The sequence below is a fragment of the Klebsiella aerogenes KCTC 2190 genome (assembly GCF_000215745.1).
GTDB classification, from domain to species: Bacteria; Pseudomonadota; Gammaproteobacteria; order Enterobacterales; family Enterobacteriaceae; genus Klebsiella; species Klebsiella aerogenes.
In genome coordinates this window covers 451,651-473,394 of record NC_015663.1, presented here as the reverse complement: position 1 = coordinate 473,394, position 21,744 = coordinate 451,651, and the positions used below count along the sequence as shown (strand labels likewise).

The window sequence follows — 21,744 nt, the reverse complement described above, 5'->3', positions numbered from 1 at the left end:
AATATATAATAAGCAGGGTCTAACGATGAATAAAATCTGGGTTGGATGTCTTATCTCGTCTTTATTTATTCCCGCTGCCGGCGCGCAGCAAACGCTTTCGCTTGAGGAGCGTCTGGCGCAGATGGAGCAGCGCTTAAAAGCCACCGAGCAGCGGGCGCAAAACGCCGAGGCGGAAATCCGCGAACTGAAGCATCAGGAGCGCGCGACGGCTAAAAGCAGTGCACCTGCGCCCGCGACGGTTGCCGCGCCCGCGCTGGCGGTGAATAAAGATGTCGATTTAAAATTTTACGGTGATGTTGAATTTAATATGGATGGCGCCAGCCGAACCGGCAGCCTGACCTCGGTAAAAACCAGCGCGAATAAGAACTGGGCGCCGGGGGATAAAGAGCGCTGGGATATTAATGGGCGTATTTTGTTAGGGTTTGATGGCTTACGCAAAGGCGCTAATGGTAAATATTCCGGCTTTAGCGTACAACCGCTGGCGGATATGACCGGGAAAATGAATCTTGATGATGCCGTATTTTTCTTTGGTCAGGAAAATGACTGGAAAATAAAAATCGGGCGCTTTGAAGCTTACGATATGTTCCCGCTGAATCAGGATACGTTTATTGAATATTCTGGTAATACCGCCAACGATCTCTATAGCGACGGTTACGGTTATATCTACATGATGAAAGAGGGGCGCGGGCGTAGCAGCAGCGGCGGTAATTTCCTGCTGAGCAAATACGTCGATAACTGGTACTTTGAGCTCAACACGCTGGTGGAAGACGGTAGCTCGCTGTTTGTCGATCAAAACTACCATGGCAACGCGCTCGAAAATCATAAAAACGTGGTCTATGTGCGGCCGGTGGCGGCCTGGCAGTCCGGGCCGTGGTCAGTGGCGGCGGCGGTAGAGAGCAACCTGGTGAATAATGCCTATGGTTATCAAAACCAGAACGGACGCTGGGTCGATCAGTCCAGCCGTACCGGCTACGGCCTGACCATGAGCTGGAATACGCTGAAAACCGATGCCGAGGATGGCATGGTGGTGAATCTCAGCACCGCTTATCTGGACGCGGCGGATGAAGAGGATTTCAGCGCCGGTATCAACGCGCTGTGGCATCGCGTCGAGCTGGGATATATCTACGCGCACAACAAAATCGACCAGTTCAACATGGCGGGGGTCAGCGGCGAGTGCGATGGCGACTGCGCGATTCTGACGCCGGGCCGCTATGACATCCACACGATCCATGCCTCCTGGCAACTGCCGAATATCATGGATATGCCGAACTTTAATATTTATCTCGGCGCCTATGCCTCATGGCTGGATTCGTCGGCCCAGCGGAGCGGGAACGACGACGAACGCTACGGCGCGCGCGTGCGCTTTAAATATTTCTTCTGATGGGGTCGCCGCCCAACAGCAACAGTGGAAAGTTATCGGCAGGTTTGCTTCACTGGAGCAAACCATAAAGGAGCAGATAATGAAAACCATCGGCCTGCTGGGCGGCATGAGCTGGGAATCCACCATTCCCTATTACCGGTTAATCAATGAAGGCATTAAAGCGCGGCTCGGCGGCCTGCATTCCGCCAGCCTGTTGCTACATAGTGTTGATTTTCATGAGATTGAAGCCTGCCAGTCGGCAGGGGAGTGGGATCGCGCCGGCGAGATCCTCGCCGCGGCCGCGCTGGGGCTACAGCAGGCCGGCGCCGAGGGCATCGTGCTGTGCACCAACACCATGCATAAGGTGGCTGATGCGATTGAAGCCCGCTGCGAGGTGCCGTTCCTGCATATCGCTGACGCCACCGGGCGGGCTATCAGCGCTAAAGGCCAGCGTCGGGTCGCGCTATTGGGCACCCGCTACACCATGGAGCAGGATTTTTATCGCGGCCGTCTACAGCAGCAGTTTGCCATTGAGACGCTGATCCCGCAGGCCGAAGATCGGGTGCGCATCAATCAGATTATTTTTGATGAGCTCTGCCTCGGCACCTTTAGCGACGCCTCGCGCGACTATTATCTGCAGGTCATCGAGGCGCTGGCGGCACAGGGGGCGCAAGGCGTTATCTTCGGCTGCACTGAAATCGGCCTGCTGGTACCGGAAACGAGTAGTCCGCTGCCGGTATTTGATACCGCGGCGATCCATGCCGCCGACGCGGTGGAATTTATGCTCTCTTAAGTACCGCCGCCAGCGGCTGTTCGATACGCGGCAGGCTGGTTTGCAGATGCTGGACAAAGGCGTCGACCAGCGCGGAACCGGGGCGATGTAGTGGGCGGATTAGGCTGACGGTAAAGGGCACATCGACGCTGAAGCGCCGCACCACCACGCCGCTCTCAGCGTAGTCGAGGGCGGTGAGCGGGTTGACCACCGAAATGCCCGCACCAGCGCGCACCAGCGCGCAGATCGACGCCGCGCTGTGGGTTTCAACCACCATCCGTCGTTTCACCTGGTGCTCCATAAACAGCGCATCAAGCAGCTGACGATAGCTGTCGGTGCGCGACAGGCTGATATAGTTTTCACCGTGGAAGTCGGCGGGGGTGAGTTCGGTTTTAACGGCCAGCGGGTGATTTTGTGGCAGCACGCAGACTTCATTTAAGGTCAGCAGCGGCGTGCGCTCGGTGCCGGCCGGCGTATGCAGCGTTTCCGTTAACCCCAAATCATGGCGCTGGGCGGACAGCCACTCCTCCAGCAGCGGCGACTCCTGCGGCACGATCTGCAGGCTGACGTCCGGATAGCGCGCCAGGAACGGCTGCAGCAGCAGCGGCAGAAATGACTGCGAAAAGACCGGCAGGCAGGCTACCGACAGCTCTCCCTGGCGGAATTCGCGCAGGCTCTCCGCGGCGCTAACGATGCGATCCAACCCGTACCACGAGCGCTGTACTTCTTCAAACAGTCGCAGCCCCTGCACCGTCGGCTGCAGACGGCCGCGGGCGCGCTCAAACAGCTTTAAGCCCAGCACTTTCTCAAAACGTGCCAGTTCACGGCTGACCGTCGGCTGCGAGGTATGCAGCATCCGCGCCGCTTCGGTTAGGTTGCCGGTGGTCATCACCGCGTGGAAAATCTCAATATGGCGTAAGTTGACGGCAGGCATGGGCGGCTCCCGGTTAGCATCAGATAGCCATATCATTTTTGCATAGACTCTCGATAAAACGATATTTTTTATTCTCTTCCCGCTGTGGCGTAATCGGAAAAAACATCGACAAACACACGTACGCACCGGAGTCCTTATGCCACGCTCGCTGAACGCCACCGATACCGATCTGACCGCCGACAATCTACTGCGCCTGCCCGCTGAGTTCGGCTGCCCGGTATGGGTCTATGACGCGCAGATTATCCGCCGCCAGATTGCCCAACTTAGCCAGTTTGACGTGGTGCGTTTTGCGCAGAAGGCCTGCTCCAATATTCATATTCTGCGTCTGATGCGCGAGCAGGGCGTGAAGGTGGATTCGGTGTCGCTTGGCGAGATCGAACGCGCGCTGGCGGCAGGTTACGATCCCGTGCAGCATCCGGACGATATCGTCTTTACCGCCGATCTGATCGATCGTGCGACCCTTGAGCGGGTGAAAGCATTACAGATCCCAGTGAATGCCGGATCCGTGGATATGCTTAGCCAACTGGGCGAAGTCTCGCCGGGTCACCGCGTCTGGCTACGCGTCAACCCGGGATTTGGTCATGGCCACAGCCAGAAGACCAACACCGGCGGCGAAAACAGCAAACACGGTATCTGGTTCAGCCAGCTGCCGCAGGCGCTGGAGGTGATTCGCCGCCATTCGCTGCAGCTGGTCGGCATCCATATGCATATCGGCTCCGGCGTTGATTACGGTCATCTTGAGCAAGTATGCGGCGCGATGGTGCGCCAGGTGGTGGAGTTTGGTCAGGATCTGCAGGCGATCTCCGCCGGCGGCGGTTTATCGATCCCGTATCATGAAGGCGAAGAGGCGATCGATACCGATCACTACTTTGGCCTGTGGAATGCGGCGCGCGAGCAGATCGCCAAACATCTGGGGCATCCGGTGAAGCTGGAGATTGAACCGGGGCGTTTCCTGGTGGCGGAGTCCGGCGTGCTGGTATCGCAGGTGCGTAGCGTGAAAGAGATGGGCAGCCGCCACTTCGTGCTGATCGACGCCGGCTTTAACGATCTGATGCGCCCGGCCATGTACGGCAGCTATCATCATATTACCGCGCTGGCGGCGGACGGGCGCGACCTGAGCGGCGAACCGCAGCTGGAAACCGTGGTCGCGGGGCCGCTGTGCGAATCCGGCGACGTCTTTACCCAACAGGAGGGCGGTAAAGTGGAAACTCGCCTGCTGCCGGCGGTGGCGCCGGGCGATTACCTGGTGCTGCACGACACCGGCGCCTACGGCGCATCGATGTCTTCAAACTACAACAGCCGCCCGCTACTACCGGAAGTGCTGTTTGATAACGGCAGCGCGCGCCTGATTCGCCGTCGCCAGACCATTGAAGAACTGCTGGCGCTGGAGCTTATTTAAAGAATGGCCCCGTCGTCACCGATTCACGCAGTACCAGCGTACCGGTGAACGGCGGGATGGTTTCGATCGGCTGTTCGTTGGCGAGCTTAATCGCCTGGTCGATGGCGGTGGTGATCATATTGTCGATCGGCAGATAAACCGTTGATAATCCGGGCTCCAGCCACTTCGCGCTGGGGGCGTCGTCAAAGCCGAAGAGCGATACGTCCTGCGGAATGCGCAGCCCCGCCTGATGCAGCGCTTTCGAGGCGCCCAACGCCATATCATCGTTACAGGAGAACAGCGCGCTAAACGGCGTTTTCTCTTCTAATAATTCCCGACACAGCTCATAACCGCGGGTCATCGTTGAATCGCCGTACTTGACCCGCGCCGGTTCCCACGCAATTCCGTGCTTTTCCAGGGCGCTGCGGTAGCCCGCCAGGCGCGCTTTACCCGTTGGGGTATGCATCGGCACGGTCAGGCAGGCGATATCGCGGTGCCCTTGGGAGATCAGATAGTCGACGGCCTGAAACGCCGCTTCCTGCTGTTCGAAGAACACGCAGCGTTCCCGCGCCTGGCTAACGTCGCGGTTAATCACCACCAGCGGCGTTTCAATGGTCTCGATAAGCGACATGATTTTCTGTTCGCTCATATGGCGGGTGTAGAGCACGATGGCGTCGCACTGACGGTCGGCCAACATTTGTACCGCTTCTTCTTCTCGTTCGGGCGCATCGTGGCCGTCGGTGACGATAAGCTGTTTGCCCCAGGCTTCCGTTTGGCGCGACGCCTGTTGCAGCAAGCGGCCAAAGTAAAAACCGTCGAATGTCGATACCACCAGTCCAATGCTGTTGCTGGTGCGATTCGCCAGCGAGCGGGCGAGAAAATTAGGCCGGTAGCCCAGCTCTTCCATCGCTTTGAATACCTGTTGGCGGGTACTCTCTTTTACCTGACCTGTGCCGTTCAACACGCGGGAAACCGTCGCTTTCGAGACGCCTGCGCGTATTGAGACATCCAGCATTGTTGCCATTCGTCGATTCCTGATAACCGGTGATAGGGCGCAGTTTACCACAGTCATTCAGAGGGATATGAGCCTGACGACGGCAAAGACTATCGCGATCACGCTTTTTGCGGAAATCCTGTTGAAGGCATTTTCCGACCCCGGATGCGCGGGCGCGAGCGGCGCGCTAGAATTCATCGATTCACAGGGGGAAAAAATGCAGATTCAACCGTTGTACGCCGCGCCGCAGCATGGGCCGCAGGTGGCGGAGTGGCTATGGCAGGCTTTTGCCGGCGATGCCTTACCGCAGGCGTTTTTTAGCAGTATTGTTGAACATAGCCAAACGCCGGGGGCGCTGCCGCTGACCTTTATCGCCACCGATGGCGAGGCGCTGCTGGGTACCGTGGGGCTGTGGCGTTGCGATTTGATAAGCCGTCAGGATCTGTTTCCATGGATGGCGGCGCTGTTTGTCGCCGAAACGGCGCGCGGGCAGGGGCTGGCCGGGAAGCTGCAGCGGCACGTCATCGACTATGCCCGCCAGTGCGGTTATCCGCAGCTTTATCTCTATTCCGCCTGCCGCGATTTTTATGAGCGCTTTGGCTGGCGCTATATCGGCGAGGGCCTGGATTACCCGGCCACCGCCGTGAGCCTGTACCGCTATGACTTGTCACTTTCCGCGGGCGTTATCACCGAGTGACGGCGCACCAGCGTCGGGCTGAAGAGGTGAGTGATTTCCGGCGCCGGACGCTGTTCTGCTAGTGCCAGGGCCAGCTCCGCCGCCTGGGTCGCCATGGTGACGATCGGATAACGTACGGTGGTCAGGCGGGGGCGCACGTAGCGCGAGATCAGCACATCATCGAAGCCAATCAGCGAAATTTCCTGCGGCACCTCGATACCGTTATCGTTGAGCACCCCCATCGCGCCGGCGGCCATTGAATCGTTGTAACAGGCGACGGCGGTAAAGTTTCTGCCGCGGCCTAATAGCTCGGTCATCGCCAGCTCGCCGCCGCTTTCGTCAGGCTCGGCGAAGGTGACCAGCCGGTCATTGACGGCCAGGCCGCTCTCCTTCAGGGCATCGTAATAACCCTGCAGCCGGTCTTCAGCATCGGAAATCGCGTGGTTGGAGCAGATATAGCCAATGCGGCTGTGGCCCTGCTGAATCAGATGGCGCGTCGCCAGCCAGGCGCCGTAGCGGTCATCGAGCGCCACGCTGCGTTGCTCGAAACCCGGCACGATGCGGTTAATCAACACCATGCCGGGGATCTGTTTCATCAGCCCCGCCAGCTCATCGTCGGGGATCATTTTGGCGTGCACCACCAGCGCCGCGCAGCGGTGACGGATTAGCTGTTCAATCGCCTGACGTTCCTTTTGCACGTTGTGGTAGCCGTTGCCGATAAGCAAAAAATTACCGGTGCTGTAGGCCACCTGCTCGACGGCTTTGACCATCGCGCCGAAGAAGGGATCGGAAACGTCGCCCACCACCAGGCCGATGGTTTCCGTTGACTGCTGCGCCAGCGCGCGGGCGTTGGCATTGGGGTGGTAGTTCAGGGTTTCCATCGCCGCCGTCACCGACTGACGAGAGGCTTCACTCGCTTTTGGCGAGTTGTTGATAACGCGTGAGACGGTAGCGACGGACACTCCTGCGAGTCGGGCTACATCCTTAATTGTCGCCATACCGGACCTTTTTTAGGGTAAGCGTTTACATAATAGTTATGTTACGGGAAAGCGCAGCGGATTCAAGGCTACCGCTATTCTGGTTGATACAAATGTGACGCAGACAGAGATTAGCAGTGACAAAGTTACACAGCACAATGCGTGGGATGCAACGGTGAAAAGAGAATTCTCATCTTTGCTTACACTTTGCGATTAGCTGTTGCGAATGTTCGCTGGTTTCGTTGAGTGATGCATTGATACTCTGACTATCCCAGAGGTATTGATAGGTGGAGTCAACGTCATGTTGACCACTTAATTACACCAACCTGCGCAGATGCGCAGGTTTTTTTTGCCTGTTATTCATGCTGTTACAGATAGCGAGAATCGTAATACCTGGTTGCACTTAGGCTCATTCCCTTGCGTTTTCGCGCTGGCGTAATTGCAGGCAAAAACGCGACAATCAGGGTCCCAGAGGTATTGATTGGTGAGTTTCTTAAGTACGCACTTCGTACTGATTATCTTGCACCGGCCTGCGCGGATGCGCAGGTTTTTTTTATTCTGAATTTTATCCCCCCACACTGCTTTTCCCCTCCTTCTCATGTAACCTGCTTGGATTACTAAATCAGCCACGCGGAGTCGTTATGCTGTTGGGATTTTTTCGATTACTGTTCAAAGGATTGTACCGGGTGCGATTGACCGGAGACACTCAGGCGCTTTATCAGGAAAAAGTATTAATAACGCCTAATCATGTCTCATTTCTCGACGGTATTTTACTGGCGCTCTTTTTGCCTGTGCGGCCGGTGTTTGCGGTCTATACCTCGATTAGCCAGCGCTGGTTTATGCGGGCGCTGACGCCGCTTATCGACTTTGTTCCGCTGGACCCCACCAAACCGATGTCAATTAAGCATCTGGTGCGCTTGATTGAGCAGGGACGCCCGGTGGTTATCTTCCCGGAAGGGCGTATTTCGGTCAGCGGTTCGCTGATGAAAATCTATGACGGCGCGGCGTTCGTGGCGGCGAAGTCGAAAGCGACCATTGTGCCGCTGCGAATTGAAGGCGCCGAACTTACGCCATTCAGCCGCCTGAAGGGGCTGGTAAAACGCCGCCTGTTCCCGCGTATTCAGCTCCATTTACTGCCGCCGACGCATCTGCCGATGCCGGAGGCGCCGCGCGCCCGCGATCGGCGAAAAATCGCTGGCGAAATGCTGCACCAGATCATGATGGAAGCGCGGATGGCGGTGCGCCCGCGTGAAACGTTATATGAGTCGCTACTGGCGGCGCAGGACCGCTTTGGCGCGCGCAAAAACTGCGTGGAAGATATTAATTTCCAGCCGGATACCTACCGTAAACTGTTGACCAAAACGCTGTTCGTCGCGCGTATTCTGGAAAAATACAGCGCGCAGGGCGAGAAAATCGGCCTGATGCTGCCTAACGCCGGTATCAGCGCGGCGGTGATTTTCGGCGCGATTGCCCGCGGGCGAATCCCGGCAATGATGAACTATACCGCCGGCGTCAAAGGACTCAGCAGCGCGATTACCGCCGCGGAAATCAAAACCATTTTTACCTCCCGTACCTTCCTCGATAAGGGCAAACTCTGGCACCTGCCTGAGCAGTTGACTCAGGTGCGCTGGGTGTTTCTGGAAGATCTGAAAGGCGATGTCACCACTGCCGACAAGCTGTGGATATTTGGTCATCTGCTGGCGCCGCGTCTGGCGCAGGTCAAGCAGCAGCCGGAAGATGCGGCGATGATCCTCTTTACCTCCGGCTCGGAGGGGAATCCAAAAGGGGTGGTGCATAGCCATAAAAGCCTGCTGGCTAACGTCGAACAGATTAAAACCATCGCCGATTTTACCGCCAACGACCGCTTTATGTCGGCGCTGCCGCTGTTCCACTCCTTCGGCCTGACGGTCGGCCTGCTGACGCCGCTATTCACCGGCGCGGAAGTATTCCTCTATCCAAGCCCGCTGCACTATCGGGTGGTGCCGGAGCTGGTTTACGATCGTAACTGTACCGTTTTGTTCGGCACCTCAACCTTCCTCGCCAACTATGCCCGCTTTGCCAACCCGTATGATTTTTATCGCCTGCGCTATGTGGTGGCAGGGGCGGAAAAACTGCAGGACAGCACCAAGCAGCTGTGGCAGGACAAATTTGGTCTGCGCATCCTTGAAGGCTACGGCGTGACCGAATGCGCGCCGGTGGTCTCCATCAACGTCCCGATGGCGGCGAAAGTCGGCACCGTCGGGCGCATTCTTCCGGGAATGGATGCCCGATTGCTGGCGATGCCGGGCATCGAACAGGGAGGCCGACTGCAGTTAAAAGGGCCTAACATCATGAAAGGCTATCTGCGGGTAGAAAACCCCGGCGTGCTGGAAGCGCCGACGGCGGAAAACCAGTACGGTGAAGTGGAGAGCGGCTGGTACGACACCGGCGATATCGTCGTCTTTGACGAACAGGGCTACGTCCGCATTCAGGGCCGCGCCAAGCGCTTCGCCAAAATCGCCGGCGAGATGGTCTCGCTGGAGATGGTCGAGCAGGTCGCTTTGGCGGTCTCGCCAGACAAAATGCACGCCACGGCCATTAAGCAGGACGCCAGCAAAGGCGAGGCGCTGGTGCTGTTTACCACCGATAATGAACTCAATCGCGAAAAGCTGTTGCGCTACGCACGTGAACATGGCGTACCGGAACTGGCGGTGCCGCGCGATATTCGTTGGCTGAAACAGCTGCCGGTACTGGGCAGCGGCAAGCCGGACTTTGTCACCCTGAAAGGCATGGTAGAAGAGGCGGAGCATTCAAATGAGTGAGTCAGTGCACACTAACGCTTCACTGTACTCGAAAGGGATGATGGCGGTGATCTGCGCCCAGTTCCTGTCGGCCTTCGGCGATAATGCGCTGCTGTTCGCCACCCTGGCGCTGATGAAACAGCTCTACTATCCGGAGTGGAGCCAGCCGGTGTTGCAGATGTTGTTTGTGGGCGCTTACATTCTCTTTGCGCCGTTTGTCGGTCAGTTTGCCGATAGCTTCGCCAAAGGCCGGGTGATGATGGTCGCTAACGGCCTGAAGCTGCTCGGCGCCGGGTGTATTTGCTTTGGCGTCAATCCGTTTATCGGTTATACGCTGGTGGGTGTTGGCGCGGCGGCCTATTCGCCGGCGAAATACGGTATTCTGGGCGAACTGACCACCGGCGATAAGTTAGTGAAGGCTAACGGACTGATGGAGTCGTCGACCATCGCGGCTATCCTGCTAGGGTCGATGGCGGGCGGCATTCTTGCGGACTGGCACGTGCTGGCGGCGCTTATCGTTTGTGCGCTGGTTTATGGCGGCGCGGTGGTCGCTAACCTGTGGATCCCGAAACTACCGGCGGCTCGTCCTGGGCAGTCGTGGCGTTTCAGGCCGATGACCCATAGCTTCTTCAGCGCCTGTACAACGCTGTGGCGTAATAGCGAAACGCGTTTCTCGTTGATGGGCACCAGCTTGTTTTGGGGCGCGGGGGTGACGCTGCGCTTCCTGCTGGTGATTTGGGTGCCCGTAGCGCTTGGGATCACCAGCAACGCGATGCCGACCTACCTCAATGCGATGGTCGCCGTCGGGATTGTGGTTGGCGCTGGCGCGGCGGCGAAGCTGGTAACGCTGGAAACCGTCTCGCGCTGTATGCCCGCCGGGATATTGATTGGCGTCGCGGTGATTGCCTTCGCGGTGCAGCAGTCGCTATTGCCAGCATTTGGCCTGCTGCTACTGCTCGGTGTGTGCGGCGGCTTCTTTATTGTGCCGCTGAACGCGCTGCTGCAGGAGCGCGGGAAACATACCGTTGGCGCAGGTAACGCCATTGCGGTACAGAACCTCGGCGAAAACGTGGCGATGCTGCTCATGCTGGGGCTGTACTCGCTGGCGGTCAGCGTTGGGATCCCGCCGGTTGGCGTGGGGATAGGGTTTGGTGCGGTCTTTGCGCTAGCCATCGCCGCATTGTGGTGGTGGGGACGGCGTAAATAACGCCCCGGAGGGGGACGGACTCACAAATGTCTGCTCTCCAGTAGCCCGGGTAAGGCGTTTACGCCGCTACCCGGGTTTTACCCTCTTAAGGCGCTGGGTAGGTATATACCTTATGCACCGCTTCAATCTCCGCTAACACCTCTTCGCTCAGCTCAAGATGCAAACTTTCGACGTTGGTCTTGAGCTGCTCCATGGTCGTGGCCCCGAGCAGGGTGCTGGCGACAAACGGCTGGCGGCGCACAAAGGCCAACGCCATTTGCGCCGGATCGAGATTGTGGCGTTTGGCAATGTCCACATAAGCGGCCACCGCTTTCTGCGCCTGCTCGCCGCTGTAGCGGGTAAAGCGGCTGAATAGCGTATTGCGTGCGCCAGCCGGCTGCGCGCCGTTGAGGTACTTACCGGTTAGCGTACCGAACGCCAGGCATGAATACGCCAGCAGCTCTACGCCCTCATATTGGCTCACTTCCGCCAGCCCCACTTCGTAGCTGCGGTTAAGCAGGCTGTACGGGTTTTGAATCGTGACGATGCGCGGCAGGTCGTGCTTATCGGCCAGATGCAGATAGCGCATGACGCCAAAAGCGGTTTCGTTAGAGACGCCGATATAGCGAATTTTCCCGGCGCGCTGGAATTCGGTGAGGGCTTCCAGCGTATCGAGCAGGGTGACCACCGGCGCGGAGTCGCTCCAGGTATAGCCCAGCTTGCCGAAACAGTTGGTCTGGCGCTGTGGCCAATGTACCTGATAGAGGTCGAGATAATCGGTTTGCAGACGCTTCAGGCTGTCGTGCAGCGCGTCGCGAATGTTTTTGCGATCCAGCGCGTGGTTCGGGCGAATGCTGCTGTCGTTATTGCGCGCCGGGCCGCTGACTTTAGAGGCGATAACCAGCTTTTCGCGGTTGCCGCGTTTTGCCAGCCAGTTGCCGACGTAGGTTTCGGTCAGACCCTGGGTTTCCGGGCGCGGCGGGACAGGATACATTTCGGCGACATCAATCAGGTTAATTCCCTGACTTACGGCGTAGTCGAGCTGTTCATGAGCGTCGGCCTCGCTATTTTGTTCACCAAACGTCATTGTGCCCAGCCCCAGCGTGCTGATTTCAAGAGAACTGTGTGGGATACGGTGATACTGCATAGCCGGCTTCCTTATTTTTATCAACAAGGTCAGGAGTTTCCCGACAAAACTATCTCCCCACAAACTTCAAAGCGCTTGCAGGCTGATGGGAATAACAACATGGCAGAGGGAGAGAAAAAGAGAAAGGGAAAATATCAAAAAAGCCGGGTCTGGAGATCCTGAAGGGGGTTGCCCTGGGATATAGCAGGGGGATCCCGACTCTTTTCTGTTGCTGTGGTTGTCGGAAATTGTGCTTTTAACCGACGAAAAGCTTAACGCTTAATAATTTGTGACACGTCGTCGCGGTTGATCTGCATTTTATTGCCTTGCTGATCTTCGTAGCTTATCAAACCGGTGTCATCGTCAACCGCCGGTTTACCGTCGGTAAGAATCATACGTCCGTCTTTTGTCGCCATGACATAATCGCTGCTGCAACCGGAAACCGAGAACGCCAGTCCTACGGCGGAAATCAATACTGCCCATTTTTTCATCGTCATTACCTCACTTATGGCCGCACCTCGTACCAGTATATTAATAGCCTGATTTGTGAGACATAAAAAGCAGTAAAGTCTTAAAAAGAATTGCAGCCCGCTTCCGGACTGCAATTTTGTGGCTTACAGCGGGTTTTTCTTATTGCGCATCAGGTTGAGAGTTTCGACCGCAATGGAGAAGAACATCGCGAAGTAGATGTAACCTTTCGGCACATGCACATCGAAGCTCTCCAGCATCAGGGTGAAACCGACCAGGATCAGAAACGACAACGCCAACATTTTGACCGACGGGTGACGGTCAACGAAGTCGCCGATCGGACGTGCGGCAAACATCATCACCCCAACCGCAATCACCACCGCGGCCATCATAATGAACAGATGATCGGAGAGGCCGACGGCGGTGATGACTGAATCAAGACTGAAGATGATATCCAGCAGCATGATCTGCACGATGGCGCCAAAGAAGGAGTGGACGTTGCTTTTAAGACCTTCTTCCTCGCCTTCAATCGATTCGTGGATCTCTTTACTCGCTTTCCAGATCAGGAACAGGCCACCGAGCAGCAGGATCAGATCGCGAAACGAGATCTCCTGACCGAATACGGTGAAGAGTGGATTGGTGAGCTTAACGACCCAGGCGATAGACGCCAGCAGGCCGAGACGCATCAGCATTGCACCCATCAGCCCGATACGCCGCGCATGGGCGCGTTGGGCGGTGGGCAACTTAGCGACAACCAGAGAGAGAAAAATAATATTATCGATCCCGAGAACGATCTCCAGCAGCGTCAGCGTGCCGAGCGCCAGCCAGGCGTTAGGATCGGTTATCCATGCAAATAACATTGTTCAAAGTCCTGCAAAAATAAAGTCGTAATTATATGCAGGCGTTGCGGCAGAACAAAAAATTATTCATGCCCTAATAGAAAATGACGCGCCAGCAGTGCGGCGGTAAAGTTCTTTTTCAGATAAAAGCCGCGCGGCAAAGTGAGGATTGGCTCGCCGTGGGCGCCGATCGCTTCCGTTAGCGCCTTGCTGTTGGCCGCTTTAGGGCGTAGTTGCAATACCTCGCCGTGGCGGGCGGTGATGCGTTCAACCTGGCCGAGTACGATCAAATCCATCAACTCTTCCCAGTCCATGCGCAGCTGGCGATCTTCTTCCTCGTCTGGCGTCCATAATAGCGGCGCGCCGACGCGGCGTTGCGCGAGCGGGATCTCGCGTTCGCCTTCTACCGGGATCCACAATACGCGCTGTAGCTTATGCCGCACGTGGCTGCTTTCCCAGGTCACGCCGCTATTGCCGGTTAGCGGCGCCACGCAAACAAATGTGGTCTCCAGAGGACGGCCCTGACGGTCAATGGGGATGGTTTTCAGCTCCACGCCTAAGGCGGCGAAATCCTGCTCCGGTTTGCTCCCGGCGCTGGCGCCCAGCCAAATTTCCAGCAGAATGCCAATCCAGCCTTTATCGCGTTTCAAATCGCGGGGAATGGGAACCCCCGCCAGCGCCGCCAGTTCCCCCAGCGAATAACCCGCCAGCCGCTGGGCCTGAGCAAGAAGTTGCTCCTGACTTTGCGGCGGAGCGGTAAGTGGAGCAATGGCTGGCATGATGGAAAACCTCTGGTTAAAAAGTGAGCGCTATTTTTATGCGTTGTGGATAGAGTTTACCTTTTTATGGGTAACTATACCAATGTGATGATTTATATATGTTTTTTGTCCCGTTTCTTCGCTTGTGAAAACAGTGAAAACGGGTTTTCCAGAACTGGTCACTGACAATGAACAGGATCTTACACCATGTTATCCACAGAAAAATGGGATAACTGGGGAAAAGCCCCACTACTGGTTCGATTTACAGCCTTGACGTGCGACGAAAATCGAATTTTTAGACAAAATGTGCCCGACGAGTGTGCTTTATCTGTGGATAAAAGCGGCATTGTTCGATCTTTCATCAGTTGCCGGATCGCATATGTGATGATCATCACGTTATGCTGTAATTTGTCGGTGTGAACTATGATAACTTAATGAATAGTATGTCATTATTAAGAAGCCCTATCTCTACGTCGTTCGGACTACTCTGGGTTTTCCCTGGTTAATTCCGTACTTCTTCACAACTCTATCCACAGAAAAAGTGAATAAAATGGCCCGGGGATGGCGTTCACTGTTTATAACTCGGGTGATTACTGTGAGTTATTCAAATGTTATTCGTTATCACGCCACACAGAGAGTGGTTTACCGTTTCCAACGAGTGTGAAACAATCATTCACATTGAAGCTTATTTTGAGGTAGTCCGGTGATTGATGACGATGGCTACCGCCCAAATGTCGGCATTGTAATCTGTAACCGCCAGGGCCAGGTGATGTGGGCCCGGCGCTATGGTCAGCACTCGTGGCAGTTCCCGCAAGGGGGCATTAATCCAGGCGAGTCCGCCGAGCAGGCAATGTATCGGGAATTGTTCGAAGAGGTTGGGTTAAGCCGCAAAGATGTGCGGATCCTGGCCTCAACCCGTAACTGGCTGCGTTACAAGCTGCCTAAACGTTTGGTGCGTTGGGACACAAAGCCGGTTTGTATCGGTCAGAAGCAGAAGTGGTTTCTTCTACAACTGGTCGGCAGCGATACGGCTATTAATATGCAAACCAGCAGTACACCTGAGTTTGATGGCTGGCGATGGGTAAGTTACTGGTACCCGGTTCGTCAGGTGGTGTCGTTTAAGCGCGACGTTTACCGCCGGGTGATGAAAGAGTTCGCGGGTGTGACAATGTCGCTCGCTGAAACCACACCGAAGCCACAAAGCGCGCCTGCTTATCGACGTAAAAGAGGTTAAGCCACGCACATTATGCTCACTCGGTTGCGAGAAATAGTCGAGAAGGTCGCCAGCGCGCCGCGTTTAAACGAGGCGCTGGATATCCTGGTGACGGATGTCTGTAAAGCGATGGAAACGGAAGTTTGTTCGGTTTATCTGGCTGACAACGATCGACGCTGCTATTACCTGATGGCCACGCGCGGGCTGAAAAAACCCCGTGGGCGCACAGTCGCACTCGCATTTGATGAAGGTCTTGTCGGCCTGGTGGGGCGGCTGGCCGAACCTATCAACCTCGCCGATGCGCAGAAGCATCCCAGCTTTAAATATATACCGGCTGTTAAGGAGGAGCGTTTTCGCGCCTTCCTTGGCGTGCCGATCATCCAGCGGCGTCAGCTGCTGGGTGTGCTGGTAGTCCAGCAGCGTGAGCTGCGCCAGTTCGATGAAAGCGAAGAGTCCTTCCTTGTCACCCTCGCCACCCAGATGGCGGCGATTCTCTCCCAATCACAGTTAAATGCGCTGTTTGGGCAGTATCGTCAGACCCGCATCCGCGCGCTGCCGGCATCATCCGGGGTGGCGATTGCCGAAGGCTGGATGGATGCCAGCCTGCCGTTGATGGAGCAGGTCTACGAGGCCTCGACGCTGGACACCGCTTCCGAGCGCGAACGTCTCACCGGCGCGCTGGAAGAGGCGGCGAATGAGTTTCGTCGCTACAGCAAGCGCTACGCCGCCGGGGCGCAAAAAGAGACGGCGGCTATTTTTGACCTCTATTCGCACCTGCTATCCGATGCGCGCCTGCGCCGTGAGCTATTCGACGAAGTCGACAAAGGCTCCGTCGCCGAATGGGCGGTGAAAAAGGTCATTGAAAAATTTGCCGAGCAGTTTGCCGCCCTCAGCGATGGCTATCTGAAAGAGCGGGCGGGGGATTTACGTACTCTCGGACAGCGGCTGTTGTTCCATCTCGACGACACCACCCAGGGGCCTAACACCTGGCCTGAGCGCATTATTCTGGTGGCCGACGAACTGTCGGCTACCACGCTTGCGGAAGTGCCGCAGGACCGTTTAGTCGGGGTGGTGGTGCGCGACGGCGCGGCCAACTCCCACGCGGCGATCATGGTGCGCGCGCTGGGCATCCCGACGGTAATGGGCGCCGATATTCAGCCGTCGCTGCTGCATGGCCATATGCTGATCGTTGATGGTTATCGCGGCGATCTATTGGTCGATCCCGAACCGGTGCTGCTGCAGGAATATCAGCGGTTAATCAGCGAAGAGAACGAACTGAGCCGGCTGGCGGAAGACGATCTCGAACGCGCTTCCGAACTGAAAAGCGGCGAACGGGTAAAAGTGATGCTCAACGCCGGCCTGAGCCCGGAGCATGAAGAGAAACTCGGCAGCTTTATCGATGGTATCGGGCTTTACCGCACCGAAATTCCGTTTATGTTACAGAGCGGCTTCCCTTCCGAAGAGGAGCAAGTCGCCCAGTATCAGGGCATGCTGCAGATGTTTAACAGCAAGCCTGTAACCCTGCGTACGCTGGATATTGGCGCCGATAAGCAACTGCCGTATATGCCGATTAGCGAAGAGAACCCGTGCCTTGGCTGGCGCGGGATCCGTATTACGCTCGATCAGCCAGAGATCTTCTTGATCCAGGTGCGCGCGATGCTGCGCGCCAATGCCGCCACCGGCAATCTCAGCATTCTGCTGCCGATGGTCACCAGCCTCGAAGAGGTTGACGAAGCCCGCCGCCTGATTGAGCGCGCCAGCCGTGAAGTCGAAGAGATGATTGGTTACGCTATTCCGCGCCCGCGCCTTGGGGTGATGCTGGAAGTGCCGTCTATGGTCTTTATGCTTCCGCAGTTGGCAAACCGCATCGACTTTATCTCGGTCGGCACCAATGACCTGACGCAATACATCCTCGCGGTCGACCGCAATAATACCCGCGTCGCCAATATGTACGACTGCCTGCATCCTGCGGTATTGCGGGCGCTGGCAATGATCGCTCATGACGCCGAGCGTTTTGGTATCGATCTGCGCCTGTGCGGCGAAATGGCGGGCGACCCGATGTGCGTCACCATCCTGGTAGGACTCGGCTATCGCCATTTGTCGATGAACGGCCGTTCGGTCGCGCGCGTGAAATATCTGCTACGCCGTATCGATATTGAAGAAGCGCAGGAGCTGTCACGGCGCAGTCTGGAAGCGCAGATGACCACGGAAGTGCGCCACCAGGTGGCGGCGTTTATGGAGCGCCGCGGTCTCGGCGGCCTGATCCGCGGCGGACGGTAACGTAGTTAACGTAGGTCGGGTAAGGCGTTAGCCGCCACCCGACAAAAAACGGCACCGCGAGTAGTGCTGTAGCCCCGGTAAGCGGCAGCGCCACCGGGGGATTTTGAGATCGCCATCACCAGTAGTGTCAGCCATCATGGTGAATAAATTAAAGGCAGGCCGCACGGACCGTAGGTCGGGTAAGGCGTTAGCCGCCACCCGACAAAAAAACGGCACCGCGAGTAGCGAGCCAGGGGAAAAAACCGCACGCTGTTAGCATCCGTATACATATCTTTTACACGTTCAGCGCGGATCGCACTACACGCTTATGCTATCATTCGCCTCCTTCGGAGTGCCCGTTTTAAGCGGGCACGGATCATCACCGCTGTCCACTTTCGGCGGAATAACAAGTCTTTATGGTGACAGATGAATAGTGGCTACCTGCATTTTCCGGAGTTCGATCCGGTAATATTTTCCATTGGACCGGTCTCTCTCCACTGGTACGGCTTAATGTACCTGGTTGGTTTCGTCTTTGCGATGTGGCTGGCCACCCGTCGGGCCAATCGTCCGGGCAGCGGCTGGACGAAAAATGAAGTGGAAAACCTGCTCTACGCGGGCTTCCTCGGCGTATTCCTCGGCGGCCGTATCGGCTATGTGATGTTCTACAACCTGCCGGTCTTCCTTAGCGACCCGCTATATCTGTTCCGCGTCTGGGATGGCGGCATGTCGTTCCACGGCGGCCTGATCGGCGTGATTCTGGTGATGATTATCTTCGCCAAACGCACCAAACGCACCTTCTTCCAGGTCTCTGATTTCATCGCGCCGCTGATCCCGTTTGGCCTCGGCGCCGGGCGTCTGGGCAACTTTATCAACGGTGAACTGTGGGGCCGCGTTGACCCGAACTTCCATTACGCGATGATTTTCCCGGGCTCGCGCGCTGAGGACCTGGCGCTGCTGCCGTCGCACCCGGAGTGGCAATCATTATTCGATACCTACGGCGCGCTGCCGCGTCACGCCTCGCAGCTTTATGAGCTGGCGCTGGAAGGCGTGGTGCTGTTCCTGATCCTGAACCTGTTTATCCGTAAACCGCGCCCGACCGGTTCGGTTTCCGGCCTGTTCCTGATTGGCTACGGCCTGTTCCGCATTATCGTGGAATTCTTCCGTCAGCCGGACGCGCAGTTTACCGGCGGCTGGGTACAGTACATCAGTATGGGGCAGATTCTTTCGATCCCGATGGTGCTTGCGGGTATCATTATGATGGTTTGGGCTTATCGTCATCGTCCGCAGCAACAAAACTCTTGAGGAACCATGAAACAGTATCTTGATTTGATGCAGAAAGTGCTCGCCGAGGGCACGCCAAAAAATGACCGCACCGGCACTGGCACCATCTCTATCTTCGGCCACCAGATGCGTTTTAACTTGCAGGAAGGCTTCCCGCTAGTGACCACCAAGCGCTGTCATTTACGCTCCATCATCCATGAACTGCTGTGGTTCCTGCAGGGCGACACCAACATTGCCTATCTGCACGAAAATAACGTCACAATCTGGGATGAGTGGGCGGATGAGAATGGCGATCTCGGGCCGGTCTACGGCAAACAGTGGCGCTCCTGGCCTGCGCCGGACGGCCGCCATATCGACCAGATCAGCACGGTCATGGAACAGCTGAAAAATGACCCCGACTCTCGCCGTATCATCGTGTCGGCATGGAACGTCGGCGAGCTGGATAAAATGGCGCTGGCGCCGTGCCACGCGTTCTTCCAGTTCTACGTCGCGGACGGCAAGCTCTCCTGCCAGCTGTATCAGCGCTCCTGCGACGTGTTCCTCGGCCTGCCGTTCAACATCGCCAGCTATGCGCTGCTGGTGCATATGGTGGCGCAGCAGTGCGATCTGCAAGTGGGCGATTTTGTCTGGACCGGCGGCGACACTCACCTGTACAGCAATCACCTGGAGCAGACCAACCTGCAGCTGAGCCGCGAACCGCGTCCGCTGCCGAAGCTGGTCATTAAGCGCAAACCGGCGTCGATTTTCGACTACCGTTTTGAAGACTTCGAAATTGAAGGTTATGACCCGCATCCGGGTATTAAAGCGCCTGTGGCGATTTAACCTCTCTGTAGTGATGACAAACCGGCGCCAGCAGCGCCGGTTTTTTTATGCCCTTTGCAGAATTTTGCGAGCCTGATTCCTGACGCCGCTCAACATCCTGCAACTGGCGAATTTTTTCCCGAGCCGCGACGCGAACCGTAGATTTGCTATTCGAATTGATGGTCAGAGCAACGCATACTCGGCGCCATGAACAGACAGCATGGCTACACCTTAATTGAAATGCTGATCACCATGATGCTGGTGGTCATCCTCAGCGCCAGCGGTATGTACGGCTGGCAGCGCTGGCAACAGCAACAGCGCCTGTGGCAGGTCGCCTGCCAGGTGCGCGATTATCTCGTGCTGCTGCGCGATGACGCTAACTGGCACAACCGCGAGCGCGTCATTCGCGTCGGACAATCGCCCACCGGCTGGTGCCTGAGCGCAATCGGCGTGGAGGCTGACTGTCACGCGAAAACGCCTTTTACCCTGCAGCCGCTATGGCCGGGAATTACCTTGCGGCACCTGACGGCGGGAATCGGCTTCTACGGCCTGCGCAACAGCGCCTGGGCCGGTTATATTCTGCTGCAAAGCGATGGCGGAGCGTGGCGGATTGTTGTCTCTAACTGGGGGCGCATACGCCTGTGTCGGGAAGAGGAGGAATTATGCCAGTAGCGGCGCGTGGTTTTTCGCTCATTGAAACGCTGATTGCCATGGCGATTGGCGCGGTATTACTGCTCGGAGCCGCTCGTTTCCTTCCGGCGCTACAGCGCCAGGTTCTTCGCCAAACGCAGCAGCAGGCGCTGGAAAATGAGCTATGGCAGCGGGTCTATGCGTTAGCCAAACATTTGCAGCGCGCCGGATATTGCGCAGGTCAATGTCATGGTCAGGCGCTGGTGATTGCCAGCGGCGGGCAGTGCGTAATCGTTCGCTGGGATGGCAACAGCAACGGCATTTGGGATCTGGCGCCGGAGGCCGATGCCGATTCTACCGGTTTTCGCCTGCGCGACGGAGCGCTGGAAACGCGGCGCGGCGTTACTGACTGCGGCGGAAAAAATTGGGAGAAAATGACTAATCCCGCCGCTATCACGGTCACGCGCTTTCACGTTGAGCGGCAGGCGGTAAGCGGGTTCTCTCCTGAACTTATCGTTACCCTGGCGGCGCAGGCGCAATCGGACTCGCGTATTTCCGCCGAGGCGCAATATCAGGTAACGGGGTTCAACCTGTGAAACGCCAGCGCGGAGTTTCATCACTGCTGATGGTGCTGCTGCTACTGGCGCTGGGCAGCTTGCTATTGCAGGGGCTGAATCAGCAGCAGCGATCGCTGCTGGCGCAGGTGAGCGCCGAAACCCAGGCAATTCGCGATACGGCCGCCGCGCAGTCGGCGCTGCAATGGGGCAAAGGGGTGAACTGGCCGCTGCAGAGCGCAGTTGCGTGTCAACAGGAAAACAGCCAACGCTGGCGCGCGTGTCTGCGGCTTTTTAATGATGACCGCGCGCTGCTTATCGCCGGCAGCGGCACGATACAGCTGTGGCAGTCAGCGTCGATTGAACAGGGCAAGCTGCGGTATTTAGCGCATGGCTGGAGCGACTTTTGCCCGTTGAAGGAGAGTGCGTTATGCCTGATGCCGTAGCGCGCCAGCGCGGTTTTAGTCTGGCGGAGACATTATTAGCGATGGCGCTGTTAATCATGACCATCACGGCGCTTGGCGGCTATCATCGCGGGCTGGCCAGCGGCGCCGCTCAATTGAACGCCTACCGCCAGCAGTGGCGGGAGGCGTGGCGCTTTAGCCAGCTCATTCCCCCGGCACAGCCCTCGCAAGGGCAAATAAGCCGCTTGCAGACATCCAGGCAAAGTTGTGTCAGCATCACGGTAACGATCACCATGCCCGCCGCTAAGCGGGTGCAGATGAACCGGCTACATTGTCCGGCAAATCAGTAGTCAG

22 protein-coding genes are annotated in these 21,744 nt (G+C 57.0%); 14 read left to right on the top strand and 8 right to left on the bottom strand.

Annotated elements, in window-relative coordinates:
* Positions 1–25: 25 nt before the first annotated feature.
* Both EAE_RS02300 and EAE_RS02295 read left to right on the top strand, forming a co-directional pair.
* On the top strand, positions 26–1,381 hold the full coding sequence (locus tag EAE_RS02300; RefSeq protein ID WP_015703335.1) for a carbohydrate porin: 1,356 nt from the start codon (positions 26–28) through the stop codon (positions 1,379–1,381).
* A gap of 79 nt (positions 1,382–1,460) precedes the next feature.
* Complete coding sequence (locus EAE_RS02295; RefSeq protein WP_015703334.1) at positions 1,461–2,153, top strand: aspartate/glutamate racemase; 693 nt, start codon at positions 1,461–1,463, stop codon at positions 2,151–2,153.
* Here EAE_RS02295 and EAE_RS02290 read toward each other — a convergent pair.
* Positions 2,140–3,066: a LysR family transcriptional regulator gene (locus tag EAE_RS02290; RefSeq protein WP_015703333.1), complete on the bottom strand. Its 927-nt coding sequence runs from the start codon at positions 3,064–3,066 to the stop codon at positions 2,140–2,142. The two genes, EAE_RS02295 and EAE_RS02290, sit on opposite strands and share 14 nt — an antisense overlap.
* Positions 3,067–3,202: 136 nt before the next feature.
* Between EAE_RS02290 and lysA the strand changes: the two genes are divergently transcribed.
* Positions 3,203–4,465: a diaminopimelate decarboxylase gene (gene lysA, locus EAE_RS02285; RefSeq protein ID WP_015369915.1), complete on the top strand. Its 1,263-nt coding sequence runs from the start codon at positions 3,203–3,205 to the stop codon at positions 4,463–4,465.
* On the opposite strand, the gene EAE_RS02280 is transcribed toward lysA, so the two are convergent.
* The gene (locus tag EAE_RS02280; protein ID WP_161798777.1) at positions 4,458–5,459 is read right to left on the bottom strand and encodes a LacI family DNA-binding transcriptional regulator; all 1,002 of its coding nucleotides are present in this window, start codon (positions 5,457–5,459) and stop codon (positions 4,458–4,460) included. The two genes, lysA and EAE_RS02280, sit on opposite strands and share 8 nt — an antisense overlap.
* Positions 5,460–5,655: 196 nt before the next feature.
* Here EAE_RS02280 and EAE_RS02275 point away from each other — a divergent pair, with 196 nt between their 5' ends.
* Positions 5,656–6,135 (top strand): GNAT family N-acetyltransferase, encoded by a 480-nt coding sequence (locus EAE_RS02275; protein WP_015703332.1) that lies wholly within the window; start codon positions 5,656–5,658, stop codon positions 6,133–6,135.
* Here the strand turns inward: EAE_RS02275 and galR are convergent.
* Positions 6,096–7,112, bottom strand: a complete 1,017-nt coding sequence (gene galR, locus EAE_RS02270; RefSeq protein WP_015703331.1) for an HTH-type transcriptional regulator GalR — start codon at positions 7,110–7,112, stop codon at positions 6,096–6,098. The genes EAE_RS02275 and galR overlap by 40 nt on opposite strands.
* A gap of 620 nt (positions 7,113–7,732) precedes the next feature.
* Between galR and aas the strand changes: the two genes are divergently transcribed.
* Positions 7,733–9,892: a bifunctional acyl-ACP--phospholipid O-acyltransferase/long-chain-fatty-acid--ACP ligase gene (gene aas, locus EAE_RS02265; RefSeq protein WP_015703330.1), complete on the top strand. Its 2,160-nt coding sequence runs from the start codon at positions 7,733–7,735 to the stop codon at positions 9,890–9,892.
* A complete protein-coding gene (lplT, locus tag EAE_RS02260; RefSeq protein WP_015703329.1) occupies positions 9,885–11,078 on the top strand; it encodes a lysophospholipid transporter LplT in 1,194 nt (397 codons plus the stop codon). Before aas ends, lplT begins: the two co-directional genes overlap by 8 nt.
* A gap of 85 nt (positions 11,079–11,163) precedes the next feature.
* Here lplT and EAE_RS02255 read toward each other — a convergent pair whose 3' ends face one another.
* The 5 genes from EAE_RS02255 to EAE_RS25160 all read right to left on the bottom strand — a co-directional run bounded on the left by EAE_RS02255 (position 11,164) and on the right by EAE_RS25160 (position 14,498).
* The gene (locus EAE_RS02255; protein WP_015369921.1) at positions 11,164–12,204 is read right to left on the bottom strand and encodes an NADP(H)-dependent aldo-keto reductase; all 1,041 of its coding nucleotides are present in this window, start codon (positions 12,202–12,204) and stop codon (positions 11,164–11,166) included.
* Between the two features lie 251 nt (positions 12,205–12,455).
* Positions 12,456–12,674, bottom strand: a complete 219-nt coding sequence (locus EAE_RS02250) for a YgdI/YgdR family lipoprotein (protein ID WP_004867116.1) — start codon at positions 12,672–12,674, stop codon at positions 12,456–12,458.
* A gap of 123 nt (positions 12,675–12,797) precedes the next feature.
* The gene (locus tag EAE_RS02245) at positions 12,798–13,511 is read right to left on the bottom strand and encodes a TerC family protein (RefSeq protein WP_015369923.1); all 714 of its coding nucleotides are present in this window, start codon (positions 13,509–13,511) and stop codon (positions 12,798–12,800) included.
* A 62-nt stretch (positions 13,512–13,573) separates the two neighbouring features.
* Positions 13,574–14,269: a DNA mismatch repair endonuclease MutH gene (mutH, locus tag EAE_RS02240; protein ID WP_015369924.1), complete on the bottom strand. Its 696-nt coding sequence runs from the start codon at positions 14,267–14,269 to the stop codon at positions 13,574–13,576.
* 64 nt (positions 14,270–14,333) lie between these two features.
* Positions 14,334–14,498, bottom strand: a complete 165-nt coding sequence (locus EAE_RS25160) for a hypothetical protein (RefSeq protein ID WP_223575784.1) — start codon at positions 14,496–14,498, stop codon at positions 14,334–14,336.
* A gap of 453 nt (positions 14,499–14,951) precedes the next feature.
* Here EAE_RS25160 and rppH point away from each other — a divergent pair, with 453 nt between their 5' ends.
* The 8 genes from rppH to EAE_RS02200 all read left to right on the top strand — a co-directional run bounded on the left by rppH (position 14,952) and on the right by EAE_RS02200 (position 21,740).
* Positions 14,952–15,482: an RNA pyrophosphohydrolase gene (gene rppH, locus EAE_RS02235; RefSeq protein ID WP_015703328.1), complete on the top strand. Its 531-nt coding sequence runs from the start codon at positions 14,952–14,954 to the stop codon at positions 15,480–15,482.
* Between the two features lie 12 nt (positions 15,483–15,494).
* Positions 15,495–17,741 carry a phosphoenolpyruvate--protein phosphotransferase gene (gene ptsP / locus EAE_RS02230; RefSeq protein WP_015369927.1) on the top strand — a complete coding sequence of 749 codons (2,247 nt, stop codon included), beginning with the start codon at positions 15,495–15,497 and terminating at the stop codon, positions 17,739–17,741.
* A 405-nt stretch (positions 17,742–18,146) separates the two neighbouring features.
* Positions 18,147–19,022, top strand: coding sequence for a prolipoprotein diacylglyceryl transferase (gene lgt, locus EAE_RS02225; RefSeq protein ID WP_015369928.1), 876 nt, complete (start codon positions 18,147–18,149; stop codon positions 19,020–19,022).
* A 6-nt stretch (positions 19,023–19,028) separates the two neighbouring features.
* The gene (thyA, locus tag EAE_RS02220; protein WP_015369929.1) at positions 19,029–19,823 is read left to right on the top strand and encodes a thymidylate synthase; all 795 of its coding nucleotides are present in this window, start codon (positions 19,029–19,031) and stop codon (positions 19,821–19,823) included.
* 186 nt (positions 19,824–20,009) lie between these two features.
* Positions 20,010–20,474 (top strand): prepilin peptidase-dependent protein, encoded by a 465-nt coding sequence (locus EAE_RS02215; protein ID WP_015703327.1) that lies wholly within the window; start codon positions 20,010–20,012, stop codon positions 20,472–20,474.
* The gene (locus EAE_RS02210; RefSeq protein ID WP_015703326.1) at positions 20,465–21,028 is read left to right on the top strand and encodes a prepilin peptidase-dependent protein; all 564 of its coding nucleotides are present in this window, start codon (positions 20,465–20,467) and stop codon (positions 21,026–21,028) included. The genes EAE_RS02215 and EAE_RS02210 overlap by 10 nt, the downstream gene beginning before the upstream one ends.
* Positions 21,025–21,432, top strand: coding sequence for a DUF2509 family protein (locus tag EAE_RS02205; RefSeq protein ID WP_015703325.1), 408 nt, complete (start codon positions 21,025–21,027; stop codon positions 21,430–21,432). Before EAE_RS02210 ends, EAE_RS02205 begins: the two co-directional genes overlap by 4 nt.
* Positions 21,417–21,740 carry a prepilin-type N-terminal cleavage/methylation domain-containing protein gene (locus EAE_RS02200; protein WP_015703324.1) on the top strand — a complete coding sequence of 108 codons (324 nt, stop codon included), beginning with the start codon at positions 21,417–21,419 and terminating at the stop codon, positions 21,738–21,740. Before EAE_RS02205 ends, EAE_RS02200 begins: the two co-directional genes overlap by 16 nt.
* Positions 21,741–21,744: the final 4 nt, after the last annotated feature.

Coding starts and splice junctions, on each gene's coding strand:
- EAE_RS02300 (WP_015703335.1), top strand. CDS start 26: ATGAATAAAATCTGGGTTGGATGTCTTATCTCGTCTTTATTTATTCCC.
- EAE_RS02295 (WP_015703334.1), top strand. CDS start 1,461: ATGAAAACCATCGGCCTGCTGGGCGGCATGAGCTGGGAATCCACCATT.
- EAE_RS02290 (WP_015703333.1), bottom strand. CDS start 3,066: ATGCCTGCCGTCAACTTACGCCATATTGAGATTTTCCACGCGGTGATG.
- lysA (WP_015369915.1), top strand. CDS start 3,203: ATGCCACGCTCGCTGAACGCCACCGATACCGATCTGACCGCCGACAAT.
- EAE_RS02280 (WP_161798777.1), bottom strand. CDS start 5,459: ATGCTGGATGTCTCAATACGCGCAGGCGTCTCGAAAGCGACGGTTTCC.
- EAE_RS02275 (WP_015703332.1), top strand. CDS start 5,656: ATGCAGATTCAACCGTTGTACGCCGCGCCGCAGCATGGGCCGCAGGTG.
- galR (WP_015703331.1), bottom strand. CDS start 7,112: ATGGCGACAATTAAGGATGTAGCCCGACTCGCAGGAGTGTCCGTCGCT.
- aas (WP_015703330.1), top strand. CDS start 7,733: ATGCTGTTGGGATTTTTTCGATTACTGTTCAAAGGATTGTACCGGGTG.
- lplT (WP_015703329.1), top strand. CDS start 9,885: ATGAGTGAGTCAGTGCACACTAACGCTTCACTGTACTCGAAAGGGATG.
- EAE_RS02255 (WP_015369921.1), bottom strand. CDS start 12,204: ATGCAGTATCACCGTATCCCACACAGTTCTCTTGAAATCAGCACGCTG.
- EAE_RS02250 (WP_004867116.1), bottom strand. CDS start 12,674: ATGAAAAAATGGGCAGTATTGATTTCCGCCGTAGGACTGGCGTTCTCG.
- EAE_RS02245 (WP_015369923.1), bottom strand. CDS start 13,511: ATGTTATTTGCATGGATAACCGATCCTAACGCCTGGCTGGCGCTCGGC.
- mutH (WP_015369924.1), bottom strand. CDS start 14,269: ATGCCAGCCATTGCTCCACTTACCGCTCCGCCGCAAAGTCAGGAGCAA.
- ptsP (WP_015369927.1), top strand. CDS start 15,495: ATGCTCACTCGGTTGCGAGAAATAGTCGAGAAGGTCGCCAGCGCGCCG.
- lgt (WP_015369928.1), top strand. CDS start 18,147: ATGAATAGTGGCTACCTGCATTTTCCGGAGTTCGATCCGGTAATATTT.
- thyA (WP_015369929.1), top strand. CDS start 19,029: ATGAAACAGTATCTTGATTTGATGCAGAAAGTGCTCGCCGAGGGCACG.
- EAE_RS02215 (WP_015703327.1), top strand. CDS start 20,010: ATGAACAGACAGCATGGCTACACCTTAATTGAAATGCTGATCACCATG.
- EAE_RS02210 (WP_015703326.1), top strand. CDS start 20,465: ATGCCAGTAGCGGCGCGTGGTTTTTCGCTCATTGAAACGCTGATTGCC.
- EAE_RS02200 (WP_015703324.1), top strand. CDS start 21,417: ATGCCTGATGCCGTAGCGCGCCAGCGCGGTTTTAGTCTGGCGGAGACA.